Consider the following 26,485-nt stretch of genomic DNA (forward strand, 5'->3'; position numbering starts at 1 on the left):
TTAGAGGGAATCAAGGATGTCGAGATTAAAAGGCTTTCACCATGTGGCGATTATTTGCAGTGATTATCCCCGCTCAAAGTCCTTTTATACTGACATACTTGGTTTCTCGATATTGGCCGAAAATTATCGAGAACGAAGACAATCTTATAAGCTCGATTTGGCGTTACCTGATGGCAGTCAAATTGAGCTTTTTTCTTTTCCAAACGCCCCTCTCCGACCGTCGCGTCCTGAAGCACGAGGGTTAAGACATCTAGCCTTTAAAGTTGATTCTGTTGAAAAATATTGTAGATATCTGAACGCCAAAAATGTGCTCACAGAGCCCATTAGAATTGATGAATACACTGGGCGAGCCTTCACCTTTTTCTCAGATCCTGACGGCTTACCGCTAGAGATATACGAAATCTAAGTCAGCTGTCCTATGACTTTTTCATAAAAAAACGTACCTTTAAAAACCATTCCTATTCGAAAACACCTGTTTCATCGTCGAAAACAAAACAAACCTCAACTCCGAATCTAAAATTCACGTCTTCTCCGAGTGCTCTTATCGGAGACCTCTTTTGGCCAAACAGATCCCCGCCCAAGAGACCGCGGGGACGACGCGGAAATAAAGAGACTGCGTGGACGACGTGGCTGGGCATTCGGAATTCGAAGATAAAGGTTGCTACCGAGTGCTAAAACATCCGTCATTCCACAGTCCAAAAAATACGCATTCCACGAGCCCAAAACAAACGTCTTCTCCGAGTTCAAAACACACGTCTTCTCCGAGTGCTCTTATCGGAGACCTCTTTTGGCCAAACAGATCCCCGCCCAAGAGACCGCGGGGACGACGCGGGAATAAAGAGACCGCGGGGACGACGTGGGAATAATGAGCCTACAGGGACGACTTGGGAATAAAGAGACTGCGGGGACGACGTGGGAATAATGAGCCTACAGGGACGACGCGGGTAATTTTTTTGAATGCGGGACGTTTTAAAAAGGTTCTCGCTTCATACTTCATCATTGTTGTTATTTCGCTCTTTTGGAATGTCTGACAAGTACTCCACAAATTCTACTTCGAAACCACTAGGATCAATAAAGTATACATTTTTGCGAAAGGCGTTCATCGCTCCATTGTTAGCAATGGCGTATCCTGCATCTAACATTCTTTGTTTGATTGCATCAAGGTTACTGACTTCAAAAGCAAAATGCGCCAACCCCAAGGTATCACTTTGCAGATTTCGGTTTTCTCCGGTGCCCTTGTCATTGAAAGTCAAATAATTGTATTCGTCGCCGAAGTGAAGCCATTGTCTGTTTGTGCCGTACCAAATAGCTTCACCTCGTTCTCTGACTTTCCAGTGTGGGAATGCCGTTGAATAGAAAGCCAAAGTTTCTTGCATATTAGTCACGACTAAATTGAGATGTTCTAATCGAACCATATTCTGCCTCCTTACTTCATGGTCATTGTATTGTTGATTAGCCTAAAATAGGTCTTGGCCCATTCTGATGATCTGGTTTGCTGTTTAGTTTTCGTTTCAGTGTCGCGAGTCGATTGTTCTTTTTTCAAGCTAAATGAATTGAAGGTGTTTTCCATGATGGCTCTCCTGTTTTTAAATTTCATAAGCACTTTAATTCCTCAAGTTAACTTGAGGTAAAGCGTTTTTTGCGATATTTTTTAAATTCTTTTTGAGGAGCAAAAAAATGAATGATTTGTCTGTTGGCTTTGTTGCAAAACGATGTGGAGTGAATGTATCTGCTTTGCATTTTTACGAACAAAAAGGATTAATCAAAAGTTGGCGTAATCAGGGCAACCAACGTCGCTACTCCAAGGATGTTTTACGTCGGGTTTCAGTAATCAAAGCAGCCCAGCAGCTAGGCATGAGTTTAGAAAGTATCAAAAACGCGTTTGAATCTCTGCCCAACAGCAGAACGCCAGACAAAGACGATTGGGAACAGCTTTCTAAAGCTTGGCAACAGGATCTCGATGAACGAATTGCCTACATGCAACGTTTGAGAGACTCGCTTACTGGTTGCATCGGTTGTGGCTGCTTGTCGATGAAAAGCTGTCCAATTTATAATCCTGATGATGAGTTGGCAGCCCAAGGTCCAGGGCCTGTGATTTTGAATCGTAAAAAGACATAATCTAGCATCCAAAGGTCTTGGACTTAACGCTTGATAACTGGCAAAATTCAATTATCGCTCGATCAAGGATATTGTCAGCCACTGCCATGTTTTTACCGGTCAATTTTCTGCTGAATTCTCTCTATCATTTCCATTATTTGATCCCTGATCTCGCCCACGATTTTAAAATTAGCGTTAGGAAATATCATGTTAAAAATCGTTGTAGTTGGCGGAGGCGCGGGTGGACTTGAACTCGTAAGTAAATTAAGTAAAAAACTTGGAAAAAAAGGGCTGGCCGAAATCACGCTAGTCGACAAAAACCGAACCCATGTTTGGAAGCCATTGCTGCATGAAGTTGCGGCAGGTGTGATCGATAAGAATTCAGATGGTGTTGACTATCGTATCCATGCCGCACGGTTTGGCTACCAGTTTCAGCTAGGCACCATGATCGACATCAATCACCAGCATAAATCCATTACCTTGGACCCAATTTACGATGATGAAGGGGACCTGCTGCTCGACAAGCGCGAGATCGAATACGATTACCTTGTACTAGCAATCGGCAGCGTCAGTAACGATTTTGGGACGCCCGGAGTCGCGCAGCACAGTATTTTTCTCGACTCATTGCAACAGGCGGAGCGTTTTCATAAGGCGCTGCTAAATCAGCTACTGAAAATCAATCAACAACATTATCCGCAAACCAAACTCAAAGTTGCCATAGTAGGTGGTGGAGCAACAGGAACCGAGCTTGCTGCTGAGCTACACCACGTCGCGAACCTGGCTAAGCATTATGGAATGCCGCAAATGTCCGCCGATCGCCTCGAAGTTTCGATTATTGAAGCAGGGCAGCGGATCTTACCCGCACTACCAGAACGTATTGCCAATTCAGCACGGTCCGCGTTGGCAAAACTTGGCGTCAACGTTATGGAAAACACGCGAGTCGCCAGTGCCGAAAAAGGCGCATTTATTACGGCTCAAGAGCAAAAAATCGAAGCCGACTTGATGGTTTGGGCAGCAGGTGTGAAAGCACCTGATTTTATTCAAGAACTCGAGATATTTGAAACTAATAAGGCACAACAAATTCTAGTGAAACCAACGCTTCAATCCACAGCGTGTGATGATATTTTTGTGATAGGCGATTGTTGCGGGTTCAAACAAGAAGATGGAAGTTGGGTGCCACCTCGTGCCCAATCAGCACACCAAATGGCAGACTTAGCCGCGACAAATTTGATCAATATTGTCGCTGACAAACCACTTAAAACGTATCGATACATTGATTATGGATCCTTAGTCCATTTGAGTCGATACAGCACCATTGGCAGTCTAATGGGCAGCTTAACCAGCAGCAGTATGTTTATTGAAGGAAGGCTGGCACGTTTAGTCTACATTTCTTTATACAACTTGCATCAATTTGCCATTCATGGCTGGTTTAAAGGTATTTTGGTATTGCTAAGTCGCAAAGTCAGCAATCTAGTGGGTTCAAAATTAAAGCTACACTAGACCGCTAATAAGAAGGATTAAAGTTTTAGCTCCAGTCCTTCAAATGCGATGTTGTAACCCTTTTGCTGCACATGTTTATATTCTCGACTGTTTTTGTGCAGCAAAGGGTTGGTGTGATTCATGTGAATAAACCAGACTTTGGTTTTCTGCGATTTTGGCAACTCATCAAGAATTGCCATAGATTCGGATACAAAAGGATGGGGTATAACAGACATATCCCGGCCAGGTAATTCTCCGTCGGCATAAAACGCCGCATCCAAAAAAGCGTAATCGACAGACTTAACAAGGTCTACCAACGACTCTTCCCACTGCTGCCATTTATTGATGTCAGGAATAAATACCAAACTTTTTTCGGGACCTTGAATTCGATACCCAACAGTTTCAGAAAATTCATCGCGATGAGGGACTAAAAAGGGTGTAATTTGAAAAGCTTCTCGGTTTACCGTTTTATTGTTCGCCAAATCCTGCAAACTAATATTGCGGTAGTTTACTAGCTGGCTCCATGGCCCATTTTGCTGTAAAAACTGCTTCATTCTTGGCATAACAAATACAGGAACGTTTTTTGCTCCCATCGCTTCATGGCCGAAGAACATTAACCCACTGTAGTGGCCAATATGAGCATGAGTTAAAAACACGCCGTTCAACGAATATTGCTCTGCGCCGGCGTATTTCTCCAGTCGATAGAGTTGCTCTGGCAACTGAGGCGTCGCCTCAAACAAAAAACGCGTTTTTGTGACATGATCAATTAGTGCTAAGGATGTCGGCGTTATGCGTTTTGTCTTATCTTGCCAGCCCGGCATACAATGCTCTTCGAAGCAGCCCGCCTGAGGGTAACCCGCATCTTGTGCAACCCCCAATACCACTACCCTGGCATCAGGTTGATTCGCCCAAACAGTCGACCCATTTGTGTAATTCAGGCCGATGATGAGTAGCCAAACACAATTGAAAAGGGTTTTCATAAGATTAGATACTGAAACAAGCTGTCGATTCAACGCCATTGCTCTCCAAGGTCTTGGATTATCTCTTCAAAAGGTACGTTCGCCTTAATTTGTGATAAGACCGTAACGGGTAATTCAAATTCTTTGCCTTCGCCGGACAAAGAGTAAACTTGGCCTGTGCGCGTGTGCACTAAGTTTCCTGGCGAGCGTAGAACAGGATCAGAACATATATACTCTCCTGGCTGGAGAATCTGCTTCCCGTCCAACACGACTTCACCTATTACAACACGCCCCCACCGCTGATGCATTTGGGAACCATCGGGCAAGCCAAACAAATATATCATTGACCAATTTTTTAATACGGTGACCAAGAAAACGTCCTTACGATTTTAGAAAATTGCTGTTTTGCAAAAGACAGAGGTTGCATGCTGTTTCTTTCACGCTACTCGCCACTTCCCAGCATCTTAAAGTCTGTGAGTTCTTCTAATGCAATGTAACCACCAAGTCCAATTAAAATACTACCAGAAATACGGTCCTGCCATTTTATGAACAAAGGGTGATGTGCTAACCATTTTCCGATTTGGCCCGACATGAACGCCACAAATAGATCGCTACAAAAAGCAATAAGTGCATACACCAAGCCCAATATGACTAATTGTAATGCCACTGAACCTACCTCTGGATTGACAAATTGAGGCAAAAAAGCCAGGAAAAACAAAGCTGTCTTCGGATTAGTTAATTCAACGAGAATACTTTGTTTAAAAACCTTGTCGTTGGTCATCACTTTTACTTTTGGCGAATCAATATTTGCATTACGACTTGCCAATATTGCATGAATACCAAGATAAATTAAGTACCCAGCCCCAGCAAGTTTAAGTAACGTGTAGGCAGTCGGCGAATATTTAAATATCGCGGCCAAGCCCAGTGCCGTAGCTAAAACGTAAATCACAGATCCAACAGCCATGCCTCCTGCCGCGGCGACCCCAGATTTATGGCCGCTAGCCATCGTTCTAGCCATAATGTACAAATTAGAAGGCCCAGGGGAAATACTAAGTAAAGCTGCGGCCAAGGAGAACGCTAACAATGTATCAATAGAAGGCATCAAATCATCCAAAATCGACTTAAATATATTAAATAGCTTAACACTAGCTCTGTCGTTTGTGCTCTGATCATTCAGGCCGGGTAATTTATTATCCGCTTTTTTATTAAAAATCCTTGCAACCTAGCCGTAATGGCAGATAATGAGCACCTGTACGGGGATCGTACAATTTGTCAGCACTACTCAAGGAAGAACAATGAAAGTCGCAGAAAAACCGCTAGAATGTTTGTGTCCTCACTGCTTAAAACCCAACCAAATCTCATACGGCCACGCAAAGAAGCTCAATACAACCTCTTCAATGTATTGCAAAATCTGTTTCGAATCCTTTGAATTTGTGATTGCAAATGGTGTTGAAAATGCCAAAAATGTGATTGTATTAGGGTAACTCCTCCTGATTGGGAACACACATGATCATCGTCTATCACGCGTCGGCATCGCTATTGGACAAATTGTCTCTGGTTGCGAATGAGCGAGAACTGGTTCGATTAGTCCTCACAAACCTGAGTGACTACCAGCTAGGAACGCGCGTGAAACATTCAGAACTGGATATTGCCTTTGCAGCATCGGGAGGACCGACTAAGTGGGTCAACGTCGACAACATGGCAGTCGCATTTTCTCCTCAACCCGAGCGCGGTTCAGTTTATGGCGATGTATTAGTGGAGCATGGCAATGGCTACGTAAACCTTTCAACTCCGGCAGGATTTATTCCGCTGGTAGATGTCATCGAAAGAGATGGTAGTCTATGTATCAAACAACTCAGTTAAATTAAACCCAAAAAGCTTGCTAAGCATCAGTGATCATTAGCTGTCAGCACTTTTAGCTTAGCTTGATATACGAACTCATCATTTGGGGTAAACGCTAGCTCTGCAGCCTTTTCCATTGCCGCTACGGCTTGCTCTTTAAGGCCAATTTGATGATAGGTCTTAGCTAGCCCAAAATACCCTTCGTGCAAATACGGCGCAACATCAATTGAACGTTTAAAATATTTGAGGGCGATGCCGTATTTTTGTTTCGAAAATTGACGATTGGCGATGTCATACCATCGATAGGGATTATCATCATTAACATCCGCCATCTGTAATTCCAATGCAAGTAACTCTTCCTCGCGTTCCTGTTCTTCCAGTAACAGCGCATAGTTGCTTAATACATTGACTGAGCCGGTCGTATATGCCATGGCATACTTATATAAGTACTCTGTTTTTTGCAGATTTTTTAATCCCTTGTGTAACACCGCAAGCGTATTAAGCGTCTCTGGATTTTTTCCATCCACCTCCATAGCTTTGGCCAATAAGGAATAGGCTAAAGCGAAATCTTTCTGTACCAGCGCATCTCCGGCTAAGTTTTGATAGAACATTGATATAAAGTCTTCGTACTCGACAAAGTCACCACTAACGTTATTGCTATCCGGAAAATAATCAATGACCAACTTTGCTCGAATCAACACTATGCTATTTCTTGTCTTTTTCGTTTCTGGTGCATACACGTGAGTACGAACGTGAGAGGAAAGCGTCATAACGTTGTGAAAACGTTGATAAATGGGCGCGGTATTTACCCTTTGATATTTTACATCGATATTTACCAGCTTAGCCAAAGCGGTCGTCACAATGGCTAAGGACAAGCAATTGCCGCGATGTTCTTGCAACGCCTCGCTGGCGCCGAAAGTATCCCCACGGTAGTCAAAGCCATCAAGGATGCTTTCCAGATAATTGTAGAGTCTGCGGTGCCCTTCTACGTCTTGGTTTTCTGGCGAATGATAATAGGCAAGAAATTCCTGCTTTTGATCCTCAGTTAACCTAAAAATGTCGTTTACGCTTGGCACAGGCAATAGAGGAAAATCGTTAATCTGCCAATTGATTACATGCTGGTTAGAGGTTTCTTCGACGACTGCAACCGAATCTGCAGGTGATGTTTGGCATCCGCCAGCGCCCAGCAAAAAAACACTGATTAGAATCAATTTGACTGCTTGTTTCCCTATCATTTAACAACTCCTAAAACGACTTAAGCACGATATCAAAGTAAAGTAGCATTGCTCAACACCCTATCGAACTTTTTGGGGAAAGCGCAGCAACTAGCTACCAATACCTTTCTAAACTAATTTGCCCTGGCGAGCGACGCAAGTGTTTTTTAAGACCGTGCTTTTCCAGTACAACCAACGCATCTTGGATCATTTCAGGGTTTCCACATAACATCACTTGGCAAGATCCCGGTTCGAATGCTTTACCACAAGCTTCTTGGATCTGCCCATCAGCAATTAGCTGAGGTATTCGGCCTTGCAAACACCCTTGAGCAACTTCGCGACTCACGACAGGAACGAAACCAAACTGGTTGGGATATTGAGTTAACCACTGATTTATTTTTTGTCGATAAGCGAGATCCGCTGACCACCTTGCCCCATACACGAGGACGATATGCTTGTATGACTGCCAAGCCTGTTGTGTTTCTAAAATTGATAAAAAGGGGCCGACCCCGGTTCCAGTCGCTATCAAAAACAAAGTATCGCTAACAGGCACTTCATCTAGTACTAAGAACCCAGTGGCAGGTGACATAATTTTAAGCGCATCGCAAACCTGGGATTGATGCAATTTAGGCGATAGGCTGCCTTCTTGAACCGGTACGGCAATGATTTCAAGTGTGTCCGAATCAGGGGAATTTACCAAAGAGTAAGGACGAGAAAGGATTTTTCCGTCGCTTTGTTCAATACCTACTTTGGTGAATTGTCCGGCTTTCATTTTTGGAAAGCCGGGGCAGGCGAATTTTATCGAGAATAGATGATCATTCCATTCAATTCGTTCTACGACTTCTGCGTCATGCCACTGTGCCATAAATATACCTTTGCTCGAAGAGACAATTCATACACTAGCATGGCTGCTTTGAAACTGAAAAGGTGCAGCCTTAGTCTTTGGCAAAAAATTCGGCGCGCATGTTAGGGTCATTTTGGAAGACTCCACCTAGCGCACTGGTTTTGGTGTAAGAAGTGTTGTCTCGGACCCCTCTTGCTTTGACGCAATAGTGCGTAGCGTTGATGGTTATCGCCACATCCTCTGTTCCAACAATGGTCTGAATGGCGAGCAAAACCTGCTGAGTAAGCCGTTCCTGGACCTGAGGACGTTGAGAAAAGAAATCAACTAATCGATTAATTTTTGACAACCCAAGTACTTTGTCTTTGGGTATGTACGCAACATTGGCCGTACCATCGATGGTCACAAAATGATGCTCACAAGTGCTGGTTAGGCTAATATCGCTAACCTTGACCATTTCTTGTGTGTTCATTTTGTTTTCAATAGCGGTAATTTTAGGGAAGCGGCGATAGTCCAGCCCTGAGAATATTTCGTCCACATACATTTTGGCTATGCGACTTGGCGTGTCACACAAGCTATCATCGTTTAAGTCAAGACCGAGGGTTCGCATGATATCGCCCATTGCGGCCTGAATTTTTGCTCGTTTTTCTGCATCACTGAGCCCCGTTTCTCGCATCGGTGTTTCTAAACCCTGTTCGGTTAATGCGTTGCGAACGGCAATAGCTTGGTCAGAGAGCGCTTCTCTGACGGAAACAACTTGAGTATTTAACATAGCATATTCCTTATTCTGTCATCTCTATACGTTGCTAAGTACTGGTAAGGATTAACTTTTGTCTGATTTTTTTGATCACGTTAGAATCTCTTACGTAATCGTTACATAACCTACTGGAGAGTCCCTTTGAAAAGCCCAATTATTATTACCGGCGGCGGACAACGCCTTGGACTAGCGATTGCAAACAACCTAGCTGATAACAATTTTGATGTCGTGGTGTCGTATCGCACCCAGCGTCCTTCTTTAAAATCCCTAAGGGACAAAGGCGTGATCACTGTTATGGCTGATTTTGCCAGTCAGTCAGGAGTTAATGAATTCATTCAAACTGTGGGGCAACGATTCCCTAAAATTCGCGGCATCATTCACAATGCATCAGACTGGGCCGCGGAGCAGCCTAACACGGATTTAGCAGAGCTGTTTAATCGCATGATGCAAATTCATGCCAGTACTCCCTACCAAATAAACCTTGGTCTGAGAGACAACCTTGAAGCCTTCGATGGCGTTTCAGATATCATTCACATGACCGACTATGTTCAAGACAAAGGCAGCAAAAAGCACATCGCCTATGCAGCAAGTAAAGCCGCTCTAGAAAACCTGACCTTGTCATTCTCGGCATTGTTGGCACCCAAGGTAAAAGTCAATGCCATTGCCCCTGCGTTGGTGATGTTCAACCAAGACGATAGCGAAGAATATAAGCAAAAGGCCCTGAAAAAATCTTTGCTTGAGATATGTCCTGGTGCACAAGAGGCCGTCAAAGCAGTAGATTACTTGCTAAGTAGTGACTACATGACTGGCAGAACCTTGCATCTAGATGGGGGCAGACACCTAAAGTAGTATTAGTGCGTTGTAGTGTGGGCAAAATCTGCCGCTAATGCTTGATGCACATTAGCTGCTAATGTGTCTGGGCCTGATTGGTAATGCGCATGCTCGACACCAACAGTCACTTTTTCTCCCCGCGTCCAAGCTGCAACCATATCATTAGAAAATTCGAATCGAAGAAAGTGCACTGAGGAGGTTTTTTCATCCGTCTCTCTTTCCAGATCTTCATTGGTGATCGGGTGTACCTTATCAAATCCTTCAACTTGCAGATAAACCACTTTCTCCACACCAATCAACTCAGCTAAACGTGCTTTACGTTCAGCAGGATTGTCATATTCGATGAGCATTGTTGCTTTGAGATTGTGTCCATCTGGGATGAGAGGGTTGTAGGCATCTAGTTCTTCTTCAATCCCCGATTTTTCGAAGATTCGTTCAATTCTGAGCATTTCTTGAATCTGATATTGGATCGTCTTGGCATCCTCGAACAACAAACGAATAGCATCACCCAGCGCAACACTGCGATTTTTTTTGTGAGCAATAACCTCAGCTCTAAACGCCGGACGCTGCTCAGCATATTCTTCTAATGACATCAGGTTTTCCCGTGATAATTTATTCATGATTCAACCTCACTATTTTAAAAAATTATTGCCAACAATTAAGACAAACCATAAGCCATTCTAAGCAATGTCATTGGATGGCTAGGCTGAGCATCAGTTTCAGACAAATTGGTTAAATGGGTGGTTGCCATCGGGCAATCACTAGCAAGATACTTTGCTTCAAGTTGGTTGATTTTACGCACTACGGGTCTAGCGATTTTAATGGATTTGTCTCGTGTCTCTTTTTTAACCGCATAGGTACCGTCATGGCCCGAGCAGCGTTCTTGAGGGTGAATAACGGTGTTAGGGATCAAAGACAAAATGTCTCGAGTTTTGAGACCGATATTTTGTACCCTCAAATGACATGCAACGTGATAGGCCACATCACCCAAGTCTTGCGCAAAATCAGTGTTAAATCCGCCCTCTTTGTGACGCAAGAACAGATATTCAAAGGGATCAAAAAAGGCCTTTTTCACTGCTAGTACCTGTTCGTCATCCGGATACATCAAGGGTAGCTCTTGTTTGAACATCAACACGCAGCTAGGTACCGGCGCAATCAAATCAAATCCTTGCTGCACCATTTCATAAAGTACCGGAATGTTGTTGCGTTTTGCCTGGTGAACCGCATCTAAATCACCCAGCTCTAATTTGGGCATGCCACAACAGACTTCCGTTTTGACTAATTCCATGTGAATTTTGTTGTGCTGAAAAACCTTTATAAAGTCTTCACCTAATTTCGGACTGTTATAATTGCCGTAACAGGTCGCAAAAAGAGCCGTTTTCCCTGTAGTCCGCCCCATTGATTGCGCTTCAATCGACTTGACCATCGGTGCAACTCGTTTGCGAAGAGTATTACTGTGATACTCAGGCACAGGTGCTTGATGATGCACCCCAAGGTTCGACTCCAACATGTTTCGAAATGTCGGGTTTTTATTCAGCTTGTTCACCGTTACATCGACAAAAGGAATACTGGCAAGTTTGCCTACCATGTCAGTATTGGTCAGTATACTGTCCCGTTTTGACGCTCCATGCTCACGAAAATGAACTGCTTTGGCGCGCAACATCAGATGAGGAAAATCCACATTCCATTCATGAGGAGGAACATACGGACATTTTGCCATATAGCACATGTCACACAGATAACATTGCTCAACAACTTTGTGATAATCGGCTTTGTCGACACCATCAACTTCCATCGTTTCAGATTCATCGATCAAATCAAAAAGAGTGGGAAATGAGTCACATAGACTGACACAGCGGCGACAACCATGGCAGATGTCGTAAACTCTCTCGAGCTCTTTATTAAGCGAGTCTTTGTCCCAAAAATCGTTGCTTTGCCAATCAATAGGATGACGAGTAGGTGCCTCGAGACTTCCTTCTCTTGTGATTTTACCTGAACCCATTAGAAACCACCTAAAAAAGGAGCAAGTAACCTTGCTCCAACCAGGGAAAGATGGAAAGTCAGAAAAGACTATCCGTCAAGATTATCGAGTGCCTTTTGAAAACGATTAGCATGGCTACGCTCTGCTTTGGCAAGGGTTTCAAACCAATCGGCGATTTCGTCAAAGCCTTCTTCGCGAGCGGTCTTAGTCATACCTGGATACATGTCGGTATATTCGTGGGTTTCGCCTGCTATGGCTGTTTTCAGGTTTGCTTCTGTTGATCCAAAGGGCAACCCAGTTGCTGGATCGCCGGTTTCTTCTAGATATTCTAGATGACCGTGAGCGTGACCAGTTTCACCCTCTGCAGTGGAACGAAATACCGTGGCAACATCATTGTATCCTTCGACATCGGCTTTTGATGCAAAATAAAGATAGCGTCGGTTGGCCTGAGACTCACCGGCAAATGCGTCCTTCAAATTTTGTTCTGTTTGAGTACCTTTTAACGACATGACTTTCTCCACGTTGAATTGATATTTCACTCTTCTCAAACATGGCCCTACTCAATCTCATGAAATAAAGAGTGTAGAAGAACATTAGTAATCAAATCGGGAATAATCAATTGATAAAACCGATTGTTTCAATTGATTTGTTTGAACCACTTCATCGCTTTTAATCATCGATTCAACATTTCGTTGCTAAAGGATTGTTCCAGAAACCAAAAACCTACGTATAATCCGCCTGCACACCTTTTTGGATCCTGGAGAGTCATGTTTCGATTTTATCCCCCCCTCGCATTGTTCGGTTTTATTTTAAGTTCCTCAGCGTTAGCACAAACACCATCTGCTGATATTGAAGTCATCACGGTTTCTGCGGTTCGCGCACAAAATTCACTAGACTCACTTTCATCTAACGCGACAGTGCTTAACAACCAAACTGTGAATACCGCGCAAGCTGAACATATTAATCAGCTTATGGTGCGAGTCCCTGGAGCCTGGATAAGTCGAGGAAATGGACAGGAACACCTTACCGCAATTCGTTCGCCAGTGTTAACTGGCGCAGGAGGCTGTGGCGCATTTTTCATGGCACAAGACGGGATCTCCGCGCGGGCACCGGGATTTTGTAATACGAACCAATTGTTTGACTTAAATACCGAGCAAGCGCAAAGCGTTGAAGTTATCCGCGGCCCTTCAGGTGTTTTATACGGTTCAAATGCTGTGCATGGCGTGATTAATGTCACCACGCCTGCAATCGCAGCCATAGATGGTCTGAATTTTAGCGTGGAAAATGGCGCAAATGATTATTTCCGGGCAAAAGTCGCTGCTGCCACACAAGGCAACAAACATGGTTTTGCGATTTTAGCAAACGGCACCAGTGATGGTGGCTACAAACAAGACAGTGGTTATGACCAACAAAAAGTCACCTTGATACATCAATTTGCACAAGACAACCTGTCCGTTAAAAATGTCTTCGCAGCTACCAATCTTAATCAGGAAACCGCTGGCTTTATTCGAGGATTTGATGCATATCGAGATCCGCAATTAAAAAGCACGAATCCAAATCCCGAAGCGTTTCGAGACAATCAAACCGCCCGTTTGTACAGCATTATTGAGATCACTGGACGTAACGGCGGGTTGTTTACCCTCAAGCCTTATTTGCGCTGGGCGAACATGCGGTTCTTGCAACACTTTTTGCCCTGGCAACCAACAGAGACCAACCGGCAGCGAAGCGCAGGCGCGCAAGCACAATTCGAGCAGACCTTTGATTCCATTACAGTTTTAACGGGTTTTGATACAGATATTACAAACGGGTATCTGAACGAAACTCAAGCACAGCCATTCTCACCGACGTTACCAGCTGGCGAACACTACGATTACTCGGTTGACGCACAAACCTATTCTCCCTTTGCCAAATTTTCTTGGGCCAGCTCACAAAAGTTGACATTGGATGCCGGATTACGTTTTGAAAAAACACGTTACGACTACGATAACCAACTTACGGATGGAAGCGCGTGTGAAGAAGGTGTCGAGAATTGCCGTTTTACCCGCCCCAGTGATCAAGTTGTCGATTTTGAAGAGTGGAGTTATCAAATAGGTTTTAATTACGCTGCGACTCCCACGCAGTATCTCTACGGACAGATCTCTAGTGGCTATCGTGCCCCGCAAGCGACAGAATTATTCAGACTACAGGCGGGTCAAAACGTGGCTGACTTAAACGCTGAATCTATCACAGGTACAGAGCTTGGGTGGCGAGGTGTATTGCCCAATCTAAGTTTCGATATCACTGTTTTTAATATGCAAAAAGACAATTTTATTTTTCAGGATACCGACCGCCAAAACATCAGCAACGGTAGCACTAGCCATCGCGGTGTTGAAGTGGCAGGCAGGATGAATTTATCACCGAGCTGGCACTTGGGTTTCAGTGGCACATTGGCAAGACACCGCTATGAGAATGATCTCACGCTAAGCAGAACGCCAATAAAAGGCAATGAAATCGATACTGCACCAGAGCATATGGCAAGTTTGCAATTAGGATGGCAATCACCTTTAGGGCATAGTGCAGAAGTAGAATATGTTCATCAAGGCAATTATTTCTTAGACCCGCAAAATACCGCCTCCTACGATGGCCATAACCTTATCAATCTGCGTGCAAATTATCAGATTAACGAGTCAGTAAACCTTGGGCTAAGGGTAATCAATCTGACCAATGTCGATTATGCTGAAAGAGCCGACTTTGCCTTTGGTGGCTACCGTTATTTTGTCGGCGAACCCAGAGCAGTTTTTGTCACTTTAGGGTTCAATATTTGATTCTGTGTTGTGGTTAATTCTGGACCACACGAGGCTAATTTTATCGGCGACAAAGCAGTGTTTGTGCTTATAATAATGACACACAAACACTAAAGAACACTGAACATGCTCTGTGCACCACAATTACTTCCTGAGTGGGCTAAGCAAGAAGCCATTATTCTTGCATGGCCAGACGAATTTACCGATTGGAAGCCTTGGTTAAAAGAGGTTAGAGAAACCTATCGAGAACTTATCAACGGGATTACAAATAATGAAACCGGGGTCATTTTACTGATCAGAGAAGCACAGGTCGAAAACGTCAAAGCGTTCTTACAAAATATGAAGAATGTTTTGTTAGTAAGCGCTGACTACAACGATACGTGGTGTAGAGATTATGCTTTTTTGACCTGCAGGGCAGGTGAGGAAAATATTCCGGTGGAGTTCACATTCAATGGCTGGGGTAACAAGTTCGATGCGCAAAAAGACAATGGCATCAATCAGTCGGTGTTAGCAAAATTGTGCAAAAATCCCCTGATTTCAATTCCTTTAGTAGCGGAAGGCGGGGCGCTGGAAATAAATCAAGATGGCTATTTGTTGTCCACCGAATTGTGCCTGACTAATCCACAACGTAACGGTGAAATGACCTTGTCTTCATATGCTGATCATTTTAAGAAACATCTGGGTGCAACTCAGTTTAGTGCACTTAAACATGGCCATTTGCAAGGTGATGATACCGATGGTCACATTGACACCTTAGCGCGTTTTACACCGCACAACGGGTTGGTTATTCAGTCATGTTTTAATCGTCCAAATGATGATCATTATCAAGGGTTAAGTGCATTGGTGAATGAAGTAAAACAATGTTTTCCTTCAGCCTCATTATTCGAACTTCCTTTACCTTACATCGTAAATAATGTTGGTGAGCGCTTACCAGCATCCTATGCCAACTATCTAGTAAACAACGGACAAGTTCTGGTGCCTACATATCAACAACCCGAGGATCAAGAAGCGCTTGAAATTGTTCAAAAAGCTCACCCTGATTATTCCGTCATTGGCGTAGACAGCCTATCTTTGATTCAACAGTTTGGTAGTATTCATTGCATTAGCATGCAGGTCCCCAAAGGGACGCTTAAAACTGACGTATTGGCTGAGTTTGGTCCAGCATTAACAGTTCACAAAAATGGTTAAACTATGAGTAAAAAATCCCTAAAAGTTGGTCTGGTCCAACAGGCCATCGCTGACAATGATAAAATGAAAAATTGGCAAAAAAGCGCTGAACAGATTGCCAATTTATCTTCACAAGGTTGCGAATTAGTGCTGCTTCAAGAACTGCACAGTACCCTGTACTTTTGTCAGGAAGAGAACACCGATAATTTTGATTTGGCGGAACCTATTCCGGGCCCTGCCACTGACTACTTTGCCAAGATTGCCGCTGAGAATGACATTGTGCTGGTCACTTCCTTGTTTGAAAAACGCGGTTCCGGCCTTTACCACAATACAGCGGTTGTATTTGACAAACAGCAGGGCATGGTCGGTACATATCGAAAAATGCATATTCCTGACGACCCAGGATTTTATGAAAAATTCTACTTCACACCCGGCGATTTGGGCTTTACCCCCATAGATACAAGTGTTGGTCGGTTGGGTGTGCTGGTTTGCTGGGATCAGTGGTATCCAGAAGCTGCTAGGCTGATGGCTATGGCAGGCGCAGATATGTTGTTTTATCCCACCGCAATTGGCTGGGACAAGACGGACACTGACGAAGAGCAACAGCGCCAACTTGATGCTTGGGTAACCATACAACGTTCTCATGCAGTGGCCAATTCAGTCCCTGTTATCGTGGCAAATAGAACCGGATTTGAGCCCTCTCCTACTCAAGGTGACCCTGGTATTGAGTTTTGGGGTAAAAGTTTTGTTGCTGGGCCTCAGGGCGAGATCCTCGCACAAGCCGAGCGTCAGCAAGAACAAACGCTTATGGTCGAATTAGACTTACAACGGACGGAAACAATCAAAAGGATCTGGCCATATTTTAGAGATCGCCGTATTGATGATTATGACGATTTGACGAAACGCTGGCGCGACTAAAATTTCCCTTGGCTTGAGTGTTTTTACGCTATGCTTTGATAGAATTTTATCAGTTTTTCGACTTGACCAGATGGTAGGCGCAGCGCACAAAGAAATGGAGTAAACATTGTTCAAATTCATCATCCTTGTTTTCGTCGTTGTTCAATGTGCAGCACAGGCGCAGACGGTGAAGTATATCGATAACACCGACGACGTAGACAAACACGGAAAGTATTTTGTGCAGTTACTTGAGCTTGCTTTCGAAAAATCCAAAGAACAATACGGAAGTTATAACCTTGAACCTGTTCCAGTTAGTATGCGTCAAGACCGTCTATTTAAAAGTATCGAAACCGGCATGATTGACTTGATGTGGACCGTGACCTCCAAGCCAAGAGAAAAAAATGCGTTAGCGATCCCTATTCCATTGCTCAAAGGGCTAATTGGCCATCGTGTGCTGGTCATTGAGCGGAGTAAGTTAAATGAGTTTGCACAAATTAAGTCTATTCAACAGCTTGCTAATTATACCGGAGTACAAGGTCACGATTGGCCTGACACTGTTATTCTTGATAATGCGGGTCTAAAGGTCGAGCGGATTGTGTGGCACAGCTCAATGTACAAGCTGGTTTCAAGCGGTATTATCGATTACTTTCCTCGATCGGTGCTTGAAGTCATAGAAGAGCTGGAACGAGCGAAGGACCCAACACTCGTCATTGATCCTTACCACCTCATTGTTTATCCCAGCGCCATTTACTACTTTGTAAATAAAGACAAAAAAGAACTTGCGAAACGGATCGAGTTTGGCCTCAGAGAGGCTATCAAAGACGGTTCGTTTGACAAACTTTTTTATAGCTTTCCAGGCCACTTCAAAGCGATGCGAGACATACCCACCAAAGATAGGATCATTTTTAATATCGATAACCCTTTGATGCCTGAGTCGGCATTACTAGACGAAAAAGCGTTGTGGATCGAACCGATCCAAGAATAAAATCTTGCGCTTCACTTCAGCCTAATACGCCTGTACAGAACAACCATTAAGCCGAAGCACTTGGACGCCCGCTGACTTCCTTATACCAACGTGTAAGATGAGTTTGTTCTTCGGATATTTTTATTTTCACCACTCGCGCAAAATCGATTGCACACAAAGTTGTAATGTCAGCTATGGAAAAATGCTTGCCCGCGACAAATTCATGATTCGATAATTGTCGTTCCAACACATTCAGATATTTACTCGCGATCTTACCTGCCACAGCACCATACTCGGGAACCGGAGTCATGCGATCTTTGAAGTAGCCCGTAGAATGTTGAAAGCACATGCCGATTTGCATGAAAAGACCAAACTCTACCTGACGCTGCCACATTTCTATTTGGGCTTGCTCTAATGCGCTTTCCCCCATTAGCGATGGGTTGGGATGCAGCACCTCAAAGTAACGACAAATCGCAACAGACTCACTGATACAAGTCCCATCATCCAATTCAAGCACAGGAACTTTGCCAATAGGATTTTTCAGACGCATCTCTGGCGTGATGTTTTCACCTTTTTGCAGATCAAGCTGCACATACTCCATTTCAATGCCTTTTTCTGCCAGAAAAATCCTGACTCGTCGAGGGGTCGGTGCGGTGTGAGTATCGTATATTTTCATTATGATTTATCGATGCGTAGTAGGTGATAAATAGCATAGACGCCAATAGGTGCTAACGGCAAATCACCAAAAATGGGAATAAATCATTAGGATCAGTGATAGCTGAAATGTTGTGGTTTCAATCGTGTTTGAAACTCAAAACATAGTTGACTGACAAATTGTTGTGTAACGACCATACTTTCGAGAAAGGGTTTAGCGACAACCCAACAGAATCTGTTTGTCTAAATCCTGATTTTGCGCACCACTGCGTAAGCTCTTCAGGTTTGACAAACTTACTCCAGCTATGTGTTCCGATTGGCAAGTAGCCCATGACATATTCTGCGCCTAAAATCGCCACTATCCATGATTTAACCGTGCGATTTAACGTCGCAAGAATAAGCAACCCGCCAGGTTTGACCATAGCACAACACTGTTCGATGAGTTGCTGCTGGTCAGGAACGTGTTCAACCACCTCGGCATTGATCACCACGTCATACTGCTTGGCCTTAGCATCGAGCTGTCCCACTAGACCATGAATATACGTCACATCAACCTGACTTTTTTGAGCATGAGCTTTGGCTACCTCAATACTCACCGCACTTGGATCGATGCCAGTCACCTCAAAACCTTGCTTAGCAAGTGGTTCACTAATCAATCCGCCACCACTTCCTACATCTAGTATCGTCAATGGCGACTGCCCGTCCAGGTCGGTGCCAAAATGATGACGAATTTTTTGAACAATGAATTCCAGGCGAGCACGATTAAACTCTAAGGCAGTCTTGTATTTTCCATCAGGATCCCACCATTGGTCCGCTAAGGCATCAAATCGCGCGATTTCCTGCTCGGAGAGATTTTTTAAGCTTGTGCTGAGTGAACTTTTATCTAACATAGTGAATATATACTGATGTGAATACGATTCGGATTGAAACATGCCAAACGCGGTGAACGTTTTAGACACACCTTTGCAACTATGTTGCGCCAACGGGGGCTATACCCGTGAAGGATTCTGTTATGTCCCTAATGGTGATTTTGGAAATCACAGTGTCTGTGCCATAGTGACCGAGGCTTTTCTAACTTACTCCAAACAAATTGGCAATGACCTGTCCACACCGAGGCCAGAATATGCTTTTGATGGTTTGAAGCCTGGCGACAAATGGTGTTTATGCGCGGCCCGATGGGAACAGGCAAGACTCGCCGGATGTGCGCCCAAAGTAATCTTAAAGTCGACCAATAAAGCCTGTCTCAAAGTGATTAAGTTCGAACATTTAAAAGAGTATGCCTGTGATAATTAATTCCAATAATGAACAAGTCTGGACTACTAGGTTCTAGACAAAGTCCAAATCTGCCGAGTTCTTACAATTACAGATCAGAAATTAACCGTCTTTATAGCGCCGCCATCTACACGTAAATTGGCAGCAGTGATATTTGAAGCACAATCACTGGCAAGGAATACCGCTGCATTAGCAACCTCTTGAGAAGTTCCTAAACGACCAAAAACCGAAACAGCCTTTGCTCGTTTGTATAGATCCGGTTTCTGCTGCTCTACCTGCTGCCAAAACCCTCCCTCGTGATAAATTGGACCAGGTGATACTAGGTTAACGCGAATATTGTTTTTACCTAATTTAGTAGCAAGCTGAGTCGCATAGGATATGAGCGCGGCTTTGATTGCTCCATATTCTGTTTCAGTAGGCATATTTGATGTCATCACAGAAGCGATAGAAGCAATAAAAATAATGTTCGGGGATTTCCCTTTCTGTAGATGTGGGATGGCCATTTCTGTAGTACGTATATGTTGTAACAAGTCAGCTTCAAATGCTTGTTTCCAGCGTTTAATACCTTGTTCTTGATTCATACTGGTTACATTACTTATTAAGATATCTAATCCTCCAAGCTGCTCAACCGCCTCGGAAAACCATTGTTCATAGGCCAAAGTGTCAGATACATCGACACTTTTTCCATAAGCCGTCGCACCAGCTTCACGCCATTTTTTTAGCGCCTCACTTAGCGCAACGTCTCCTCTAGCGCAGGTAGCAATTGCAGCTTTTTCCGCTATCAAAGTATCGGCAATGGCATGTCCAATACCTCTACTACCACCTGTAATAATTGCCCTTTTGTTTGCTAAACCTAGATCCATAATTTAATTCTCCAACTTACACTTTCTCTAAAACTTAAGATATGCGAACAAAAAACGGCCCCGCCACATCAACGGGGCTCGAAAGTCCCCGCTTCACGAGAGGGGCAGGACAGGGTGAATTATTCGAAGCGATAATGAACACGTAGCCCGAATATACGTGGTTCTAGATAACGAGGTTTTCGGAACCGACCTATGAAGGCCCCCTCTACACTTAGTGCGGCAAGGGAAGCTTCATCGTCGACATTTTTAACAAAAGCCTCCAGCTCCCAAATGTCATCATTATCTTTGATTGAAATGCCTAAATCTGTTTGCTGCCAACTGTCTAATCTGTCCGTAGGAATATTGTACAAACGTGCCCAATATTCGTCCTGCCAGTAGCTCTGCAGTCGGTAAGTGACATTCCAACCTTCAGTCAGGTCTGTAGAGTACTGAATCCCCAGTTGCACAGATTTTTCAGGTGCATACTGCAATTCCTTGCCTTGTAGGTTGACTGGCTCACTGGACGAAGAGAATGCCACGTCAGGAGAGGTGAAAAAATCTTCTACAATTTCTGTGTCGAGAAACGCTAAATTGAGATCTATTCTGAGACCTTCAACAGGGGCCAAGACAAATTCAAATTCCGCCCCTTTTACCTCAGCATCTACATTGGTATTAAATGTCGTGCTATCCGCTAGGATCCCGCCGACTTGAAGCCCGTCATATTTATAAAAAAACGTGGTAACGTTGGCCTGAAATGTTCGGTCGAACATAGTATTTTTTGTCCCAATTTCAATCGCGTTGATGTATTCGGGATCAAATGTTGGAAACGAGGTTGAGCTTGCACCTGGGTTGATTCCGCCACCTTTATAACCTCTTGAAAGAGTTCCAAAGAACAGGGAGTCATCCGTCATACTGAGGTCGGGAGTATAACTGAGCCCAATTTTTCCGGTGAATTCTTCCCACGCCCCCTCTCCTTCATTAAATTCAGTAGAACCGCCAGTCACAAATGTGATGGGAGATATTTGTCTAGTGCGTATATCTTTTTCTTCTTCGGTGTATCTCAATCCTACAGTCAATTTTAAATCTTCACTAAAGTCATAATAAGACTCACCAAACACAGCCCAAGATGTAGTTTCAAATTCGGGAGTTTGGAAACTGAAAGGCTCTTGTTCAGGTGTTAACCCCAATATGCCTGCTAGAAGTCCAAGTTCTGGAAGATAAAAGTCCACCTGAATGTCTGATTCGTACTTTAAATAGAAAGCCCCTAATGTGTAATTGAAATCGCCTGGAGAATAAGAAGCGAGTCTAATTTCCTGACTAAACTGTGAGCTCCCGCCCTCGTCATGGCGCACCATGCTATGACGAGTGGTGTCGGTTAGCCTTTGATCAGGTGTCAATTGATACGATATTGGAACAACAAACGCATCAGCGCCGTCAGCATTGTCAAAATCATCGAGCGAATCGAAGGATTTATGATGATAAGCCGTCACTGAGGTAAAGGTATGATCATCAAATTCATAGTTAAATTCGAACGATGCAAGTAATTCATCACTATCAATCTTTGGTTGAAAATCCAACCTAACTTGTCTTGGAGCATTTGGGTTAGATCTGACAGAACCATCCAAGTTTGTATTGTAAAAATCTGATCTTCGTAAACCCGCCAGTCCCAGCAACGCAGCTATTGAGCCATCGGTAAAATCTGAATTAGGAAAACCATTACCTAAAACATTTGGGTTGCAGCCTAGCTCTGCGTCTGGCTCACAAATTACGCCCGCTTGTACCGCTCTATCACTATGTTCCTTGAAATATTGTACAAACAAAAGACCATCCGCTTTTTCGCTAAATTCAATAGCCGTGGTACTTCTGATTGACCATTGGTCACGCCCGTCCACCTCATCAAACCCCACATTTTCTGCGATATTGTCGTTGTAACCATCTCTTTTCACCGTATTAAAAGCGAATCGCTGTTGAACATGATCAGACAGCGGAATGTTAATAAACCCAGTTGTTCGTAAACTGTTAAAACTTGCTATTTCGGCCGTTAATTTGGCTTCGAATGTGTCTTCAGGACGATTGGTGATAGCGTTGATCACTCCGGCAGTTGTATTACGTCCGTACAATGTTCCTTGCGGTCCACGTAAGACTTCTATCGACTGCAAATCGTAGAATTCGTTCTGAATTGTATTTGAGGTTAAGTAAACACCATTTATATGCACACCAGCACCCGGATCAGAAGAGGATGAAACGGCATTATTCCCAACTCCGCGGATATTGTAATTTGAGTTACTTGAAATCATCGTATTAGGTATCGCGAACTGAATGTCTAGTGCATCCTCAATATCCCTATCAGCGAGCATATCCTCGTTAAAAGCGCTAATAGCAATTGGTGTTTCTTGTAGCGATGTGACCCGTTTCTGCGCAACAACATCTATAACCTCTATACCAATCGAATCATTCTCTGTATCGGCTGAAACTGAGTTTCCGACTTCTTCAGCAAGCGCTGAAAAAGCGAATGGCAACATAAATGCGAATTTAATTGCGGCTGGAATTTCTGCGTGCTTTGACATCGTATCCCCTCATACTTTCCAATCTATTACGAAATTATTGTTTAAATCGTCAATAAGGGGAATTTATTGACTATTGTTATAATAGTCAACCAGTATTTGTAATTATTTTGTTAATTAATAGAAATATGTTTAATTATTTGCCTTCTTTACAATTAGGATGAGAAACATCAATAATGCAAACAGCCCTATAAACAGCAGAATTGTCTGTCCTATTGATATCTACACTTGTTATTGCTGATAACTAATTTTTTATTGACTATAATTTCAATAAAGTTTAATAATAAACTTTACTAATAGGATTTGACACAAATACATGTCATTGGCGCGACGCTATTTAGATATAAACAAGCCACCCCAACTAAGAGGTATTGAATATGCTTGGAAAAACAAACCATATATTGACTATGTTTGCATTTATTCAATTTATCTCAACATACGCCAGTGCTTCACCAGCTTTAGATGAGCGAGACAAAAAACTGGGCCAACAAGCATTTGATGCATACTGCAAGGCGTGTCATATGGGTGCACTGCCAGAAGCGCCAAAAACGGCGGCACTCGAGCTTTACCCTCCTTCTCGCATTGTCGAGTCCTTGGAATCAGGTGTCATGAGCACTCAGGGAATGCAATTATCTCGAGCCGAAAAAAGACAAATCGCTTTTTTCCTGACCGGCAAAAGGGCAGATAGCGCGTCGGTAGTACCCACTATGTTAGCGTGTAGTAGTGCAAAAAAAGACTCGATGCCCAAGTCTTCTGAAACCATTTGGAACGGATGGGGCAATGACCATAATAATTCACGTCATCAAAGCAATGAATCCAAACTCACAACAAATAATGTGAAGAACTTGAGTCTTCAATGGGCTGTTTCATTTCCAGATGCTACTCGCGTACGTTCACAACCTTTGGTAACCAAGAAAATAACTTATATTGGTAGTCAGTCGGGAACTATCTATGCACTTGATACTGACACAGGCTGCCTACACTGGCAGTTTGAAGCCAGTGCGGAGGTTAGAAGCGCGTTATATATGCAACACGATGAAGTCGGCTCACCAAAGGCACTTTTATTTGGCGATTTCAAGACTAATGTCTATGCAATTGACCCGCTATCAGGTCAATTGCGTTGGAAAAAGCATATAGGTTATCACCCGGTTGCAACCATCACAGGATCGCTGATTGCCGATCAAGAAAAAGTATATGTGCCTTTATCGTCAATGGAAGTCATCCCTGCCGCAAGATCCGATTATGAATGCTGTACTTTCCGAGGAAGCCTAGTCGCATTGGATATAGAAACAGGGGAGCAGCGCTGGACTAGTTACACTACAGAACCGCCGACTCTTAGGGGTAAAAATTCTGCAGGGGCATTTCAATATGGACCATCAGGTGCACCTATATGGTCAAGTCCTACTATAGATATAAAACGAGGCCTTATTTATGTCGGCACAGGCCAAAATTACTCTTCACCAGCTACCGGCACGAGTGACGCGATTCTAGCAATAGACATACTAGATGGAAAAAGACGCTGGGTATCTCAGGTTACACAAAATGATGCTTGGAACGGCGGTTGTGTTCGCAAAACTGCAAATTGCCCTAAAGAAAATGGTCCGGACTTTGATATCGGCGCTTCACCCATTTTAAGTTCGGATGATAAGGGGCGTGAATGGCTCATTGTAGGTCAAAAATCGGGGTTGGTTTATGGTCTTGACCCCGACCAACAGGGCAAGGTCATATGGACAACTCGAGTTGGTAGTGGGGGCACTATGGGTGGCGTGCATTGGGGAATGAGTGCCGCTCATCAAGATGTTTTTGTAGGTGTATCTGACCTGCCCACAAACAATCCATACAAGAAAGGCGAACCTAAACCGGGAGTTGCCAAATTAAACTTATCAGATGGACAAATTAAGTGGCATTACTCTCCTCCTAACGTGTGCAAAAAAGGAAGTAAATATATGTGTTTCAACGGTATTTCGGCAGCTGTCAGCAGCTCACCTGGGTTGGTCTATTTCGGTGGATTGGATGGTATGTTTCGAATATTGGCTGCTGATGATGGAAAACTGCTGTGGGAATTTAATACAAAACAAAGTATTTGGACCGTAAATGGTGTGAAAGGTTTTGGAGGTTCGATTGAGGCAGACGGCCCTGTAATAGCTGATGGCAAAGTGTTTGTGACGTCGGGTTATGACAAATGGGGAGAAGCGCCAGGTAACCTTTTGTTAGTTTTTTCACTTGATAAGAAATAAATACGATTAAAGTAGGAAACAAAAACAATGACCAAATACAATAATTTGTGGCTATTCACCTTAGTCTTTAGTTTTGCTTTACAAGGCAGTGTTTTGGAGGTTGACGAGTCGGCTTCAATAAAAAATACCACCACGACTATTGTTGGTATTAATCATATTGGATTATCGGTCAAAAATCTTGATCAGGTGCTAAAATTTTATCAACGGGCCACTGGTTTTGAAATCGTCAAACAAGAAGTGATCACCTTCAACGACACAGCTGATATGTTGTATGCAACAAACAATGTTGAGTTGAGAAAGGCTACGCTTAAAGCACCTAATATGTTGTTTGAACTCACTCAATTTAGTGGCAATGAAGACATTCCGCTGGAAAGAAAGCCAGTGATAGGCCCAGGCATGACGCATACTTGCTTTCAATCTCCCATAACAGATCCCGCCTTCACAAAATTCGTGCATGCTGGCGCACAGGTACTGACAAAAAGTAACGCGCCTGTAGACATTGGTGGTTATGGAGTCACCTACGCTTATGCCTACGATCCTGAAGGAAATATGTTTGAAATTGAACAATTGGATAAGACCATATTGACCCGTTCCGGTTATGACGCTTCTTGGCAGGACGCCGGCAAAAAAATGTGGATGTCCCAAGTAGCGCTAGCGACTCACGACATAGAAAGATTGATGCAATTCTATCAAAAGGTATTGGGGTTCAAGCCTTATCGGATGGGAACATATAGCAATAGCAGCAAACTCGATGACATAGTCAATATCGATGGAGTGTCTTTGAAAGGGGGATGGTTTAAGTTAGGAAAACGATCCAAAGTCATGGAGCTATGGCAGTTTGTCAATCCGCAAACACCGTCTACAACGTATAAACGAAAACCGACAGACTTGGGTTATACCTATTCACTAGAAGTCACTGACATACAAGCAGAATACAAGAGGCTCACAAATTTGGGCGTATATTTTTTCAGTAAGCCTTTACCCTTAGGTGAATTTTGGCATGCCTATGCAAGAGATATAGATGGCAACGTGTTTTCTTTAAGACAACCGCTAAACCCAGAATCCTCCTATGCTCTAGCATCAATTGAAGACTAATAGCAGGAA

Annotated in this window: 28 protein-coding genes; 13 read left to right on the top strand and 15 right to left on the bottom strand. The window is 43.5% G+C overall.

What is annotated here, in order from left to right; translation table 11 throughout:
- Positions 1-16: 16 nt before the first annotated feature.
- Positions 17-406, top strand: coding sequence for a VOC family protein (locus FM019_RS00435; RefSeq protein WP_143833918.1), 390 nt, complete (start codon positions 17-19; stop codon positions 404-406).
- A gap of 580 nt (positions 407-986) precedes the next feature.
- Here the strand turns inward: FM019_RS00435 and FM019_RS00440 are convergent.
- Both FM019_RS00440 and FM019_RS20765 read right to left on the bottom strand, forming a co-directional pair.
- On the bottom strand, positions 987-1,415 hold the full coding sequence (locus tag FM019_RS00440) for a VOC family protein (protein WP_143833919.1): 429 nt from the start codon (positions 1,413-1,415) through the stop codon (positions 987-989).
- Positions 1,416-1,426: 11 nt separating this feature from the next.
- Entirely contained in the window at positions 1,427-1,570 is a 144-nt protein-coding gene (locus tag FM019_RS20765; RefSeq protein WP_185969131.1) for a hypothetical protein, read from the bottom strand.
- Between the two features lie 107 nt (positions 1,571-1,677).
- Between FM019_RS20765 and soxR the strand changes: the two genes are divergently transcribed.
- Positions 1,678-2,118 carry a redox-sensitive transcriptional activator SoxR gene (gene soxR / locus FM019_RS00445; RefSeq protein ID WP_143833920.1) on the top strand — a complete coding sequence of 147 codons (441 nt, stop codon included), beginning with the start codon at positions 1,678-1,680 and terminating at the stop codon, positions 2,116-2,118.
- Between the two features lie 186 nt (positions 2,119-2,304).
- Positions 2,305-3,597, top strand: coding sequence for an NAD(P)/FAD-dependent oxidoreductase (locus FM019_RS00450; protein ID WP_143833921.1), 1,293 nt, complete (start codon positions 2,305-2,307; stop codon positions 3,595-3,597).
- 17 nt (positions 3,598-3,614) lie between these two features.
- Here FM019_RS00450 and FM019_RS00455 read toward each other — a convergent pair whose 3' ends face one another.
- From FM019_RS00455 to FM019_RS00465, 3 genes are all read right to left on the bottom strand, one after another.
- A complete protein-coding gene (locus FM019_RS00455) occupies positions 3,615-4,595 on the bottom strand; it encodes an MBL fold metallo-hydrolase (RefSeq protein WP_260681489.1) in 981 nt (326 codons plus the stop codon).
- Entirely contained in the window at positions 4,586-4,906 is a 321-nt protein-coding gene (locus tag FM019_RS00460) for a hypothetical protein (protein WP_143833922.1), read from the bottom strand. Before FM019_RS00460 ends, FM019_RS00455 begins: the two co-directional genes overlap by 10 nt.
- Before the next feature lie 71 nt (positions 4,907-4,977).
- Positions 4,978-5,637 (bottom strand): LysE family translocator, encoded by a 660-nt coding sequence (locus FM019_RS00465; protein WP_143833923.1) that lies wholly within the window; start codon positions 5,635-5,637, stop codon positions 4,978-4,980.
- A 193-nt stretch (positions 5,638-5,830) separates the two neighbouring features.
- Between FM019_RS00465 and FM019_RS00470 the strand changes: the two genes are divergently transcribed.
- Both FM019_RS00470 and FM019_RS00475 read left to right on the top strand, forming a co-directional pair.
- Complete coding sequence (locus FM019_RS00470) at positions 5,831-6,019, top strand: hypothetical protein (protein ID WP_143833924.1); 189 nt, start codon at positions 5,831-5,833, stop codon at positions 6,017-6,019.
- 22 nt (positions 6,020-6,041) lie between these two features.
- Complete coding sequence (locus tag FM019_RS00475; protein WP_143833925.1) at positions 6,042-6,398, top strand: hypothetical protein; 357 nt, start codon at positions 6,042-6,044, stop codon at positions 6,396-6,398.
- A gap of 26 nt (positions 6,399-6,424) precedes the next feature.
- On the opposite strand, the gene FM019_RS00480 is transcribed toward FM019_RS00475, so the two are convergent.
- From FM019_RS00480 to folE, 3 genes are all read right to left on the bottom strand, one after another.
- On the bottom strand, positions 6,425-7,612 hold the full coding sequence (locus FM019_RS00480; RefSeq protein ID WP_143833926.1) for a hypothetical protein: 1,188 nt from the start codon (positions 7,610-7,612) through the stop codon (positions 6,425-6,427).
- A gap of 94 nt (positions 7,613-7,706) precedes the next feature.
- Positions 7,707-8,456, bottom strand: coding sequence for a ferredoxin--NADP reductase (locus FM019_RS00485; RefSeq protein ID WP_143833927.1), 750 nt, complete (start codon positions 8,454-8,456; stop codon positions 7,707-7,709).
- 70 nt (positions 8,457-8,526) lie between these two features.
- On the bottom strand, positions 8,527-9,204 hold the full coding sequence (gene folE / locus FM019_RS00490; RefSeq protein ID WP_143833928.1) for a GTP cyclohydrolase I FolE: 678 nt from the start codon (positions 9,202-9,204) through the stop codon (positions 8,527-8,529).
- 126 nt (positions 9,205-9,330) lie between these two features.
- On the opposite strand from folE, the gene folM reads away from it, so the two are divergent.
- A complete protein-coding gene (folM, locus tag FM019_RS00495; protein WP_143833929.1) occupies positions 9,331-10,038 on the top strand; it encodes a dihydromonapterin reductase in 708 nt (235 codons plus the stop codon).
- Between the two features lie 2 nt (positions 10,039-10,040).
- On the opposite strand, the gene FM019_RS00500 is transcribed toward folM, so the two are convergent.
- From FM019_RS00500 to FM019_RS00510, 3 genes are all read right to left on the bottom strand, one after another.
- On the bottom strand, positions 10,041-10,640 hold the full coding sequence (locus FM019_RS00500) for a DUF3501 family protein (protein ID WP_143833930.1): 600 nt from the start codon (positions 10,638-10,640) through the stop codon (positions 10,041-10,043).
- Positions 10,641-10,678: 38 nt separating this feature from the next.
- Positions 10,679-12,022, bottom strand: coding sequence for a heterodisulfide reductase-related iron-sulfur binding cluster (locus FM019_RS00505; RefSeq protein WP_143833931.1), 1,344 nt, complete (start codon positions 12,020-12,022; stop codon positions 10,679-10,681).
- A gap of 68 nt (positions 12,023-12,090) precedes the next feature.
- Positions 12,091-12,510 (bottom strand): rubrerythrin family protein, encoded by a 420-nt coding sequence (locus tag FM019_RS00510; protein WP_143833932.1) that lies wholly within the window; start codon positions 12,508-12,510, stop codon positions 12,091-12,093.
- Positions 12,511-12,768: 258 nt separating this feature from the next.
- On the opposite strand from FM019_RS00510, the gene FM019_RS00515 reads away from it, so the two are divergent.
- The 4 genes from FM019_RS00515 (at position 12,769) to FM019_RS00530 (ending at position 17,833) form a co-directional block, all read left to right on the top strand.
- Positions 12,769-14,805 (top strand): TonB-dependent receptor, encoded by a 2,037-nt coding sequence (locus FM019_RS00515; protein WP_143833933.1) that lies wholly within the window; start codon positions 12,769-12,771, stop codon positions 14,803-14,805.
- 105 nt (positions 14,806-14,910) lie between these two features.
- The gene (locus FM019_RS00520; protein ID WP_143833934.1) at positions 14,911-15,972 is read left to right on the top strand and encodes an agmatine deiminase family protein; all 1,062 of its coding nucleotides are present in this window, start codon (positions 14,911-14,913) and stop codon (positions 15,970-15,972) included.
- A 3-nt stretch (positions 15,973-15,975) separates the two neighbouring features.
- Positions 15,976-16,869 carry a carbon-nitrogen hydrolase gene (locus tag FM019_RS00525; RefSeq protein ID WP_143833935.1) on the top strand — a complete coding sequence of 298 codons (894 nt, stop codon included), beginning with the start codon at positions 15,976-15,978 and terminating at the stop codon, positions 16,867-16,869.
- A gap of 106 nt (positions 16,870-16,975) precedes the next feature.
- Complete coding sequence (locus FM019_RS00530) at positions 16,976-17,833, top strand: substrate-binding periplasmic protein (RefSeq protein ID WP_143833936.1); 858 nt, start codon at positions 16,976-16,978, stop codon at positions 17,831-17,833.
- Between the two features lie 46 nt (positions 17,834-17,879).
- Here FM019_RS00530 and FM019_RS00535 read toward each other — a convergent pair whose 3' ends face one another.
- Entirely contained in the window at positions 17,880-18,488 is a 609-nt protein-coding gene (locus FM019_RS00535) for a glutathione S-transferase family protein (protein ID WP_143833937.1), read from the bottom strand.
- Between the two features lie 118 nt (positions 18,489-18,606).
- Positions 18,607-19,356 (bottom strand): bifunctional 2-polyprenyl-6-hydroxyphenol methylase/3-demethylubiquinol 3-O-methyltransferase UbiG, encoded by a 750-nt coding sequence (gene ubiG, locus FM019_RS00540; RefSeq protein WP_143833938.1) that lies wholly within the window; start codon positions 19,354-19,356, stop codon positions 18,607-18,609.
- A gap of 40 nt (positions 19,357-19,396) precedes the next feature.
- Between ubiG and FM019_RS00545 the strand changes: the two genes are divergently transcribed.
- On the top strand, positions 19,397-19,759 hold the full coding sequence (locus FM019_RS00545; protein WP_143833939.1) for a DUF2237 family protein: 363 nt from the start codon (positions 19,397-19,399) through the stop codon (positions 19,757-19,759).
- A gap of 74 nt (positions 19,760-19,833) precedes the next feature.
- Here the strand turns inward: FM019_RS00545 and FM019_RS00550 are convergent, their stop codons facing one another.
- Together FM019_RS00550 and FM019_RS00555 are read right to left on the bottom strand one after the other, a co-directional pair.
- Positions 19,834-20,601 carry an SDR family NAD(P)-dependent oxidoreductase gene (locus FM019_RS00550; protein ID WP_143833940.1) on the bottom strand — a complete coding sequence of 256 codons (768 nt, stop codon included), beginning with the start codon at positions 20,599-20,601 and terminating at the stop codon, positions 19,834-19,836.
- A 119-nt stretch (positions 20,602-20,720) separates the two neighbouring features.
- Entirely contained in the window at positions 20,721-23,147 is a 2,427-nt protein-coding gene (locus tag FM019_RS00555) for a TonB-dependent receptor (RefSeq protein WP_143833941.1), read from the bottom strand.
- 374 nt (positions 23,148-23,521) lie between these two features.
- Here FM019_RS00555 and FM019_RS00560 point away from each other — a divergent pair, with 374 nt between their 5' ends.
- Together FM019_RS00560 and FM019_RS00565 are read left to right on the top strand one after the other, a co-directional pair.
- Complete coding sequence (locus FM019_RS00560) at positions 23,522-25,381, top strand: PQQ-binding-like beta-propeller repeat protein (protein WP_143833942.1); 1,860 nt, start codon at positions 23,522-23,524, stop codon at positions 25,379-25,381.
- 27 nt (positions 25,382-25,408) lie between these two features.
- A complete protein-coding gene (locus FM019_RS00565; protein WP_143833943.1) occupies positions 25,409-26,476 on the top strand; it encodes a VOC family protein in 1,068 nt (355 codons plus the stop codon).
- The last annotated feature ends 9 nt before the right edge of the window (positions 26,477-26,485 follow it).

Origin of the sequence: Aliiglaciecola sp. M165 (assembly GCF_007197995.1) — a bacterium.
GTDB lineage: Bacteria > Pseudomonadota > Gammaproteobacteria > Enterobacterales > Alteromonadaceae > Aliiglaciecola.

Excerpts from the sequence above, each read along its gene's own strand:
- FM019_RS00455 (WP_260681489.1), bottom strand. The coding sequence starts at position 4,595 with ATGGCGTTGAATCGACAGCTTGTTTCAGTATCTAATCTTATGAAAACC.
- ubiG (WP_143833938.1), bottom strand. The coding sequence starts at position 19,356 with ATGTTAGATAAAAGTTCACTCAGCACAAGCTTAAAAAATCTCTCCGAG.
- FM019_RS00475 (WP_143833925.1), top strand. The coding sequence starts at position 6,042 with ATGATCATCGTCTATCACGCGTCGGCATCGCTATTGGACAAATTGTCT.
- FM019_RS00535 (WP_143833937.1), bottom strand. The coding sequence starts at position 18,488 with ATGAAAATATACGATACTCACACCGCACCGACCCCTCGACGAGTCAGG.
- FM019_RS00565 (WP_143833943.1), top strand. The coding sequence starts at position 25,409 with ATGACCAAATACAATAATTTGTGGCTATTCACCTTAGTCTTTAGTTTT.
- FM019_RS00515 (WP_143833933.1), top strand. The coding sequence starts at position 12,769 with ATGTTTCGATTTTATCCCCCCCTCGCATTGTTCGGTTTTATTTTAAGT.
- FM019_RS00470 (WP_143833924.1), top strand. The coding sequence starts at position 5,831 with ATGAAAGTCGCAGAAAAACCGCTAGAATGTTTGTGTCCTCACTGCTTA.
- FM019_RS00485 (WP_143833927.1), bottom strand. The coding sequence starts at position 8,456 with ATGGCACAGTGGCATGACGCAGAAGTCGTAGAACGAATTGAATGGAAT.
- FM019_RS00545 (WP_143833939.1), top strand. The coding sequence starts at position 19,397 with ATGCCAAACGCGGTGAACGTTTTAGACACACCTTTGCAACTATGTTGC.
- FM019_RS00555 (WP_143833941.1), bottom strand. The coding sequence starts at position 23,147 with ATGTCAAAGCACGCAGAAATTCCAGCCGCAATTAAATTCGCATTTATG.
- FM019_RS00550 (WP_143833940.1), bottom strand. The coding sequence starts at position 20,601 with ATGGATCTAGGTTTAGCAAACAAAAGGGCAATTATTACAGGTGGTAGT.
- FM019_RS00505 (WP_143833931.1), bottom strand. The coding sequence starts at position 12,022 with ATGGGTTCAGGTAAAATCACAAGAGAAGGAAGTCTCGAGGCACCTACT.
- FM019_RS00440 (WP_143833919.1), bottom strand. The coding sequence starts at position 1,415 with ATGGTTCGATTAGAACATCTCAATTTAGTCGTGACTAATATGCAAGAA.
- FM019_RS00450 (WP_143833921.1), top strand. The coding sequence starts at position 2,305 with ATGTTAAAAATCGTTGTAGTTGGCGGAGGCGCGGGTGGACTTGAACTC.
- folE (WP_143833928.1), bottom strand. The coding sequence starts at position 9,204 with ATGTTAAATACTCAAGTTGTTTCCGTCAGAGAAGCGCTCTCTGACCAA.
- FM019_RS00500 (WP_143833930.1), bottom strand. The coding sequence starts at position 10,640 with ATGAATAAATTATCACGGGAAAACCTGATGTCATTAGAAGAATATGCT.
- FM019_RS00465 (WP_143833923.1), bottom strand. The coding sequence starts at position 5,637 with ATGCCTTCTATTGATACATTGTTAGCGTTCTCCTTGGCCGCAGCTTTA.
- FM019_RS20765 (WP_185969131.1), bottom strand. The coding sequence starts at position 1,570 with ATGGAAAACACCTTCAATTCATTTAGCTTGAAAAAAGAACAATCGACT.
- FM019_RS00435 (WP_143833918.1), top strand. The coding sequence starts at position 17 with ATGTCGAGATTAAAAGGCTTTCACCATGTGGCGATTATTTGCAGTGAT.
- FM019_RS00480 (WP_143833926.1), bottom strand. The coding sequence starts at position 7,612 with ATGATAGGGAAACAAGCAGTCAAATTGATTCTAATCAGTGTTTTTTTG.
- FM019_RS00525 (WP_143833935.1), top strand. The coding sequence starts at position 15,976 with ATGAGTAAAAAATCCCTAAAAGTTGGTCTGGTCCAACAGGCCATCGCT.
- soxR (WP_143833920.1), top strand. The coding sequence starts at position 1,678 with ATGAATGATTTGTCTGTTGGCTTTGTTGCAAAACGATGTGGAGTGAAT.
- FM019_RS00520 (WP_143833934.1), top strand. The coding sequence starts at position 14,911 with ATGCTCTGTGCACCACAATTACTTCCTGAGTGGGCTAAGCAAGAAGCC.
- FM019_RS00510 (WP_143833932.1), bottom strand. The coding sequence starts at position 12,510 with ATGTCGTTAAAAGGTACTCAAACAGAACAAAATTTGAAGGACGCATTT.
- FM019_RS00560 (WP_143833942.1), top strand. The coding sequence starts at position 23,522 with ATGCTTGGAAAAACAAACCATATATTGACTATGTTTGCATTTATTCAA.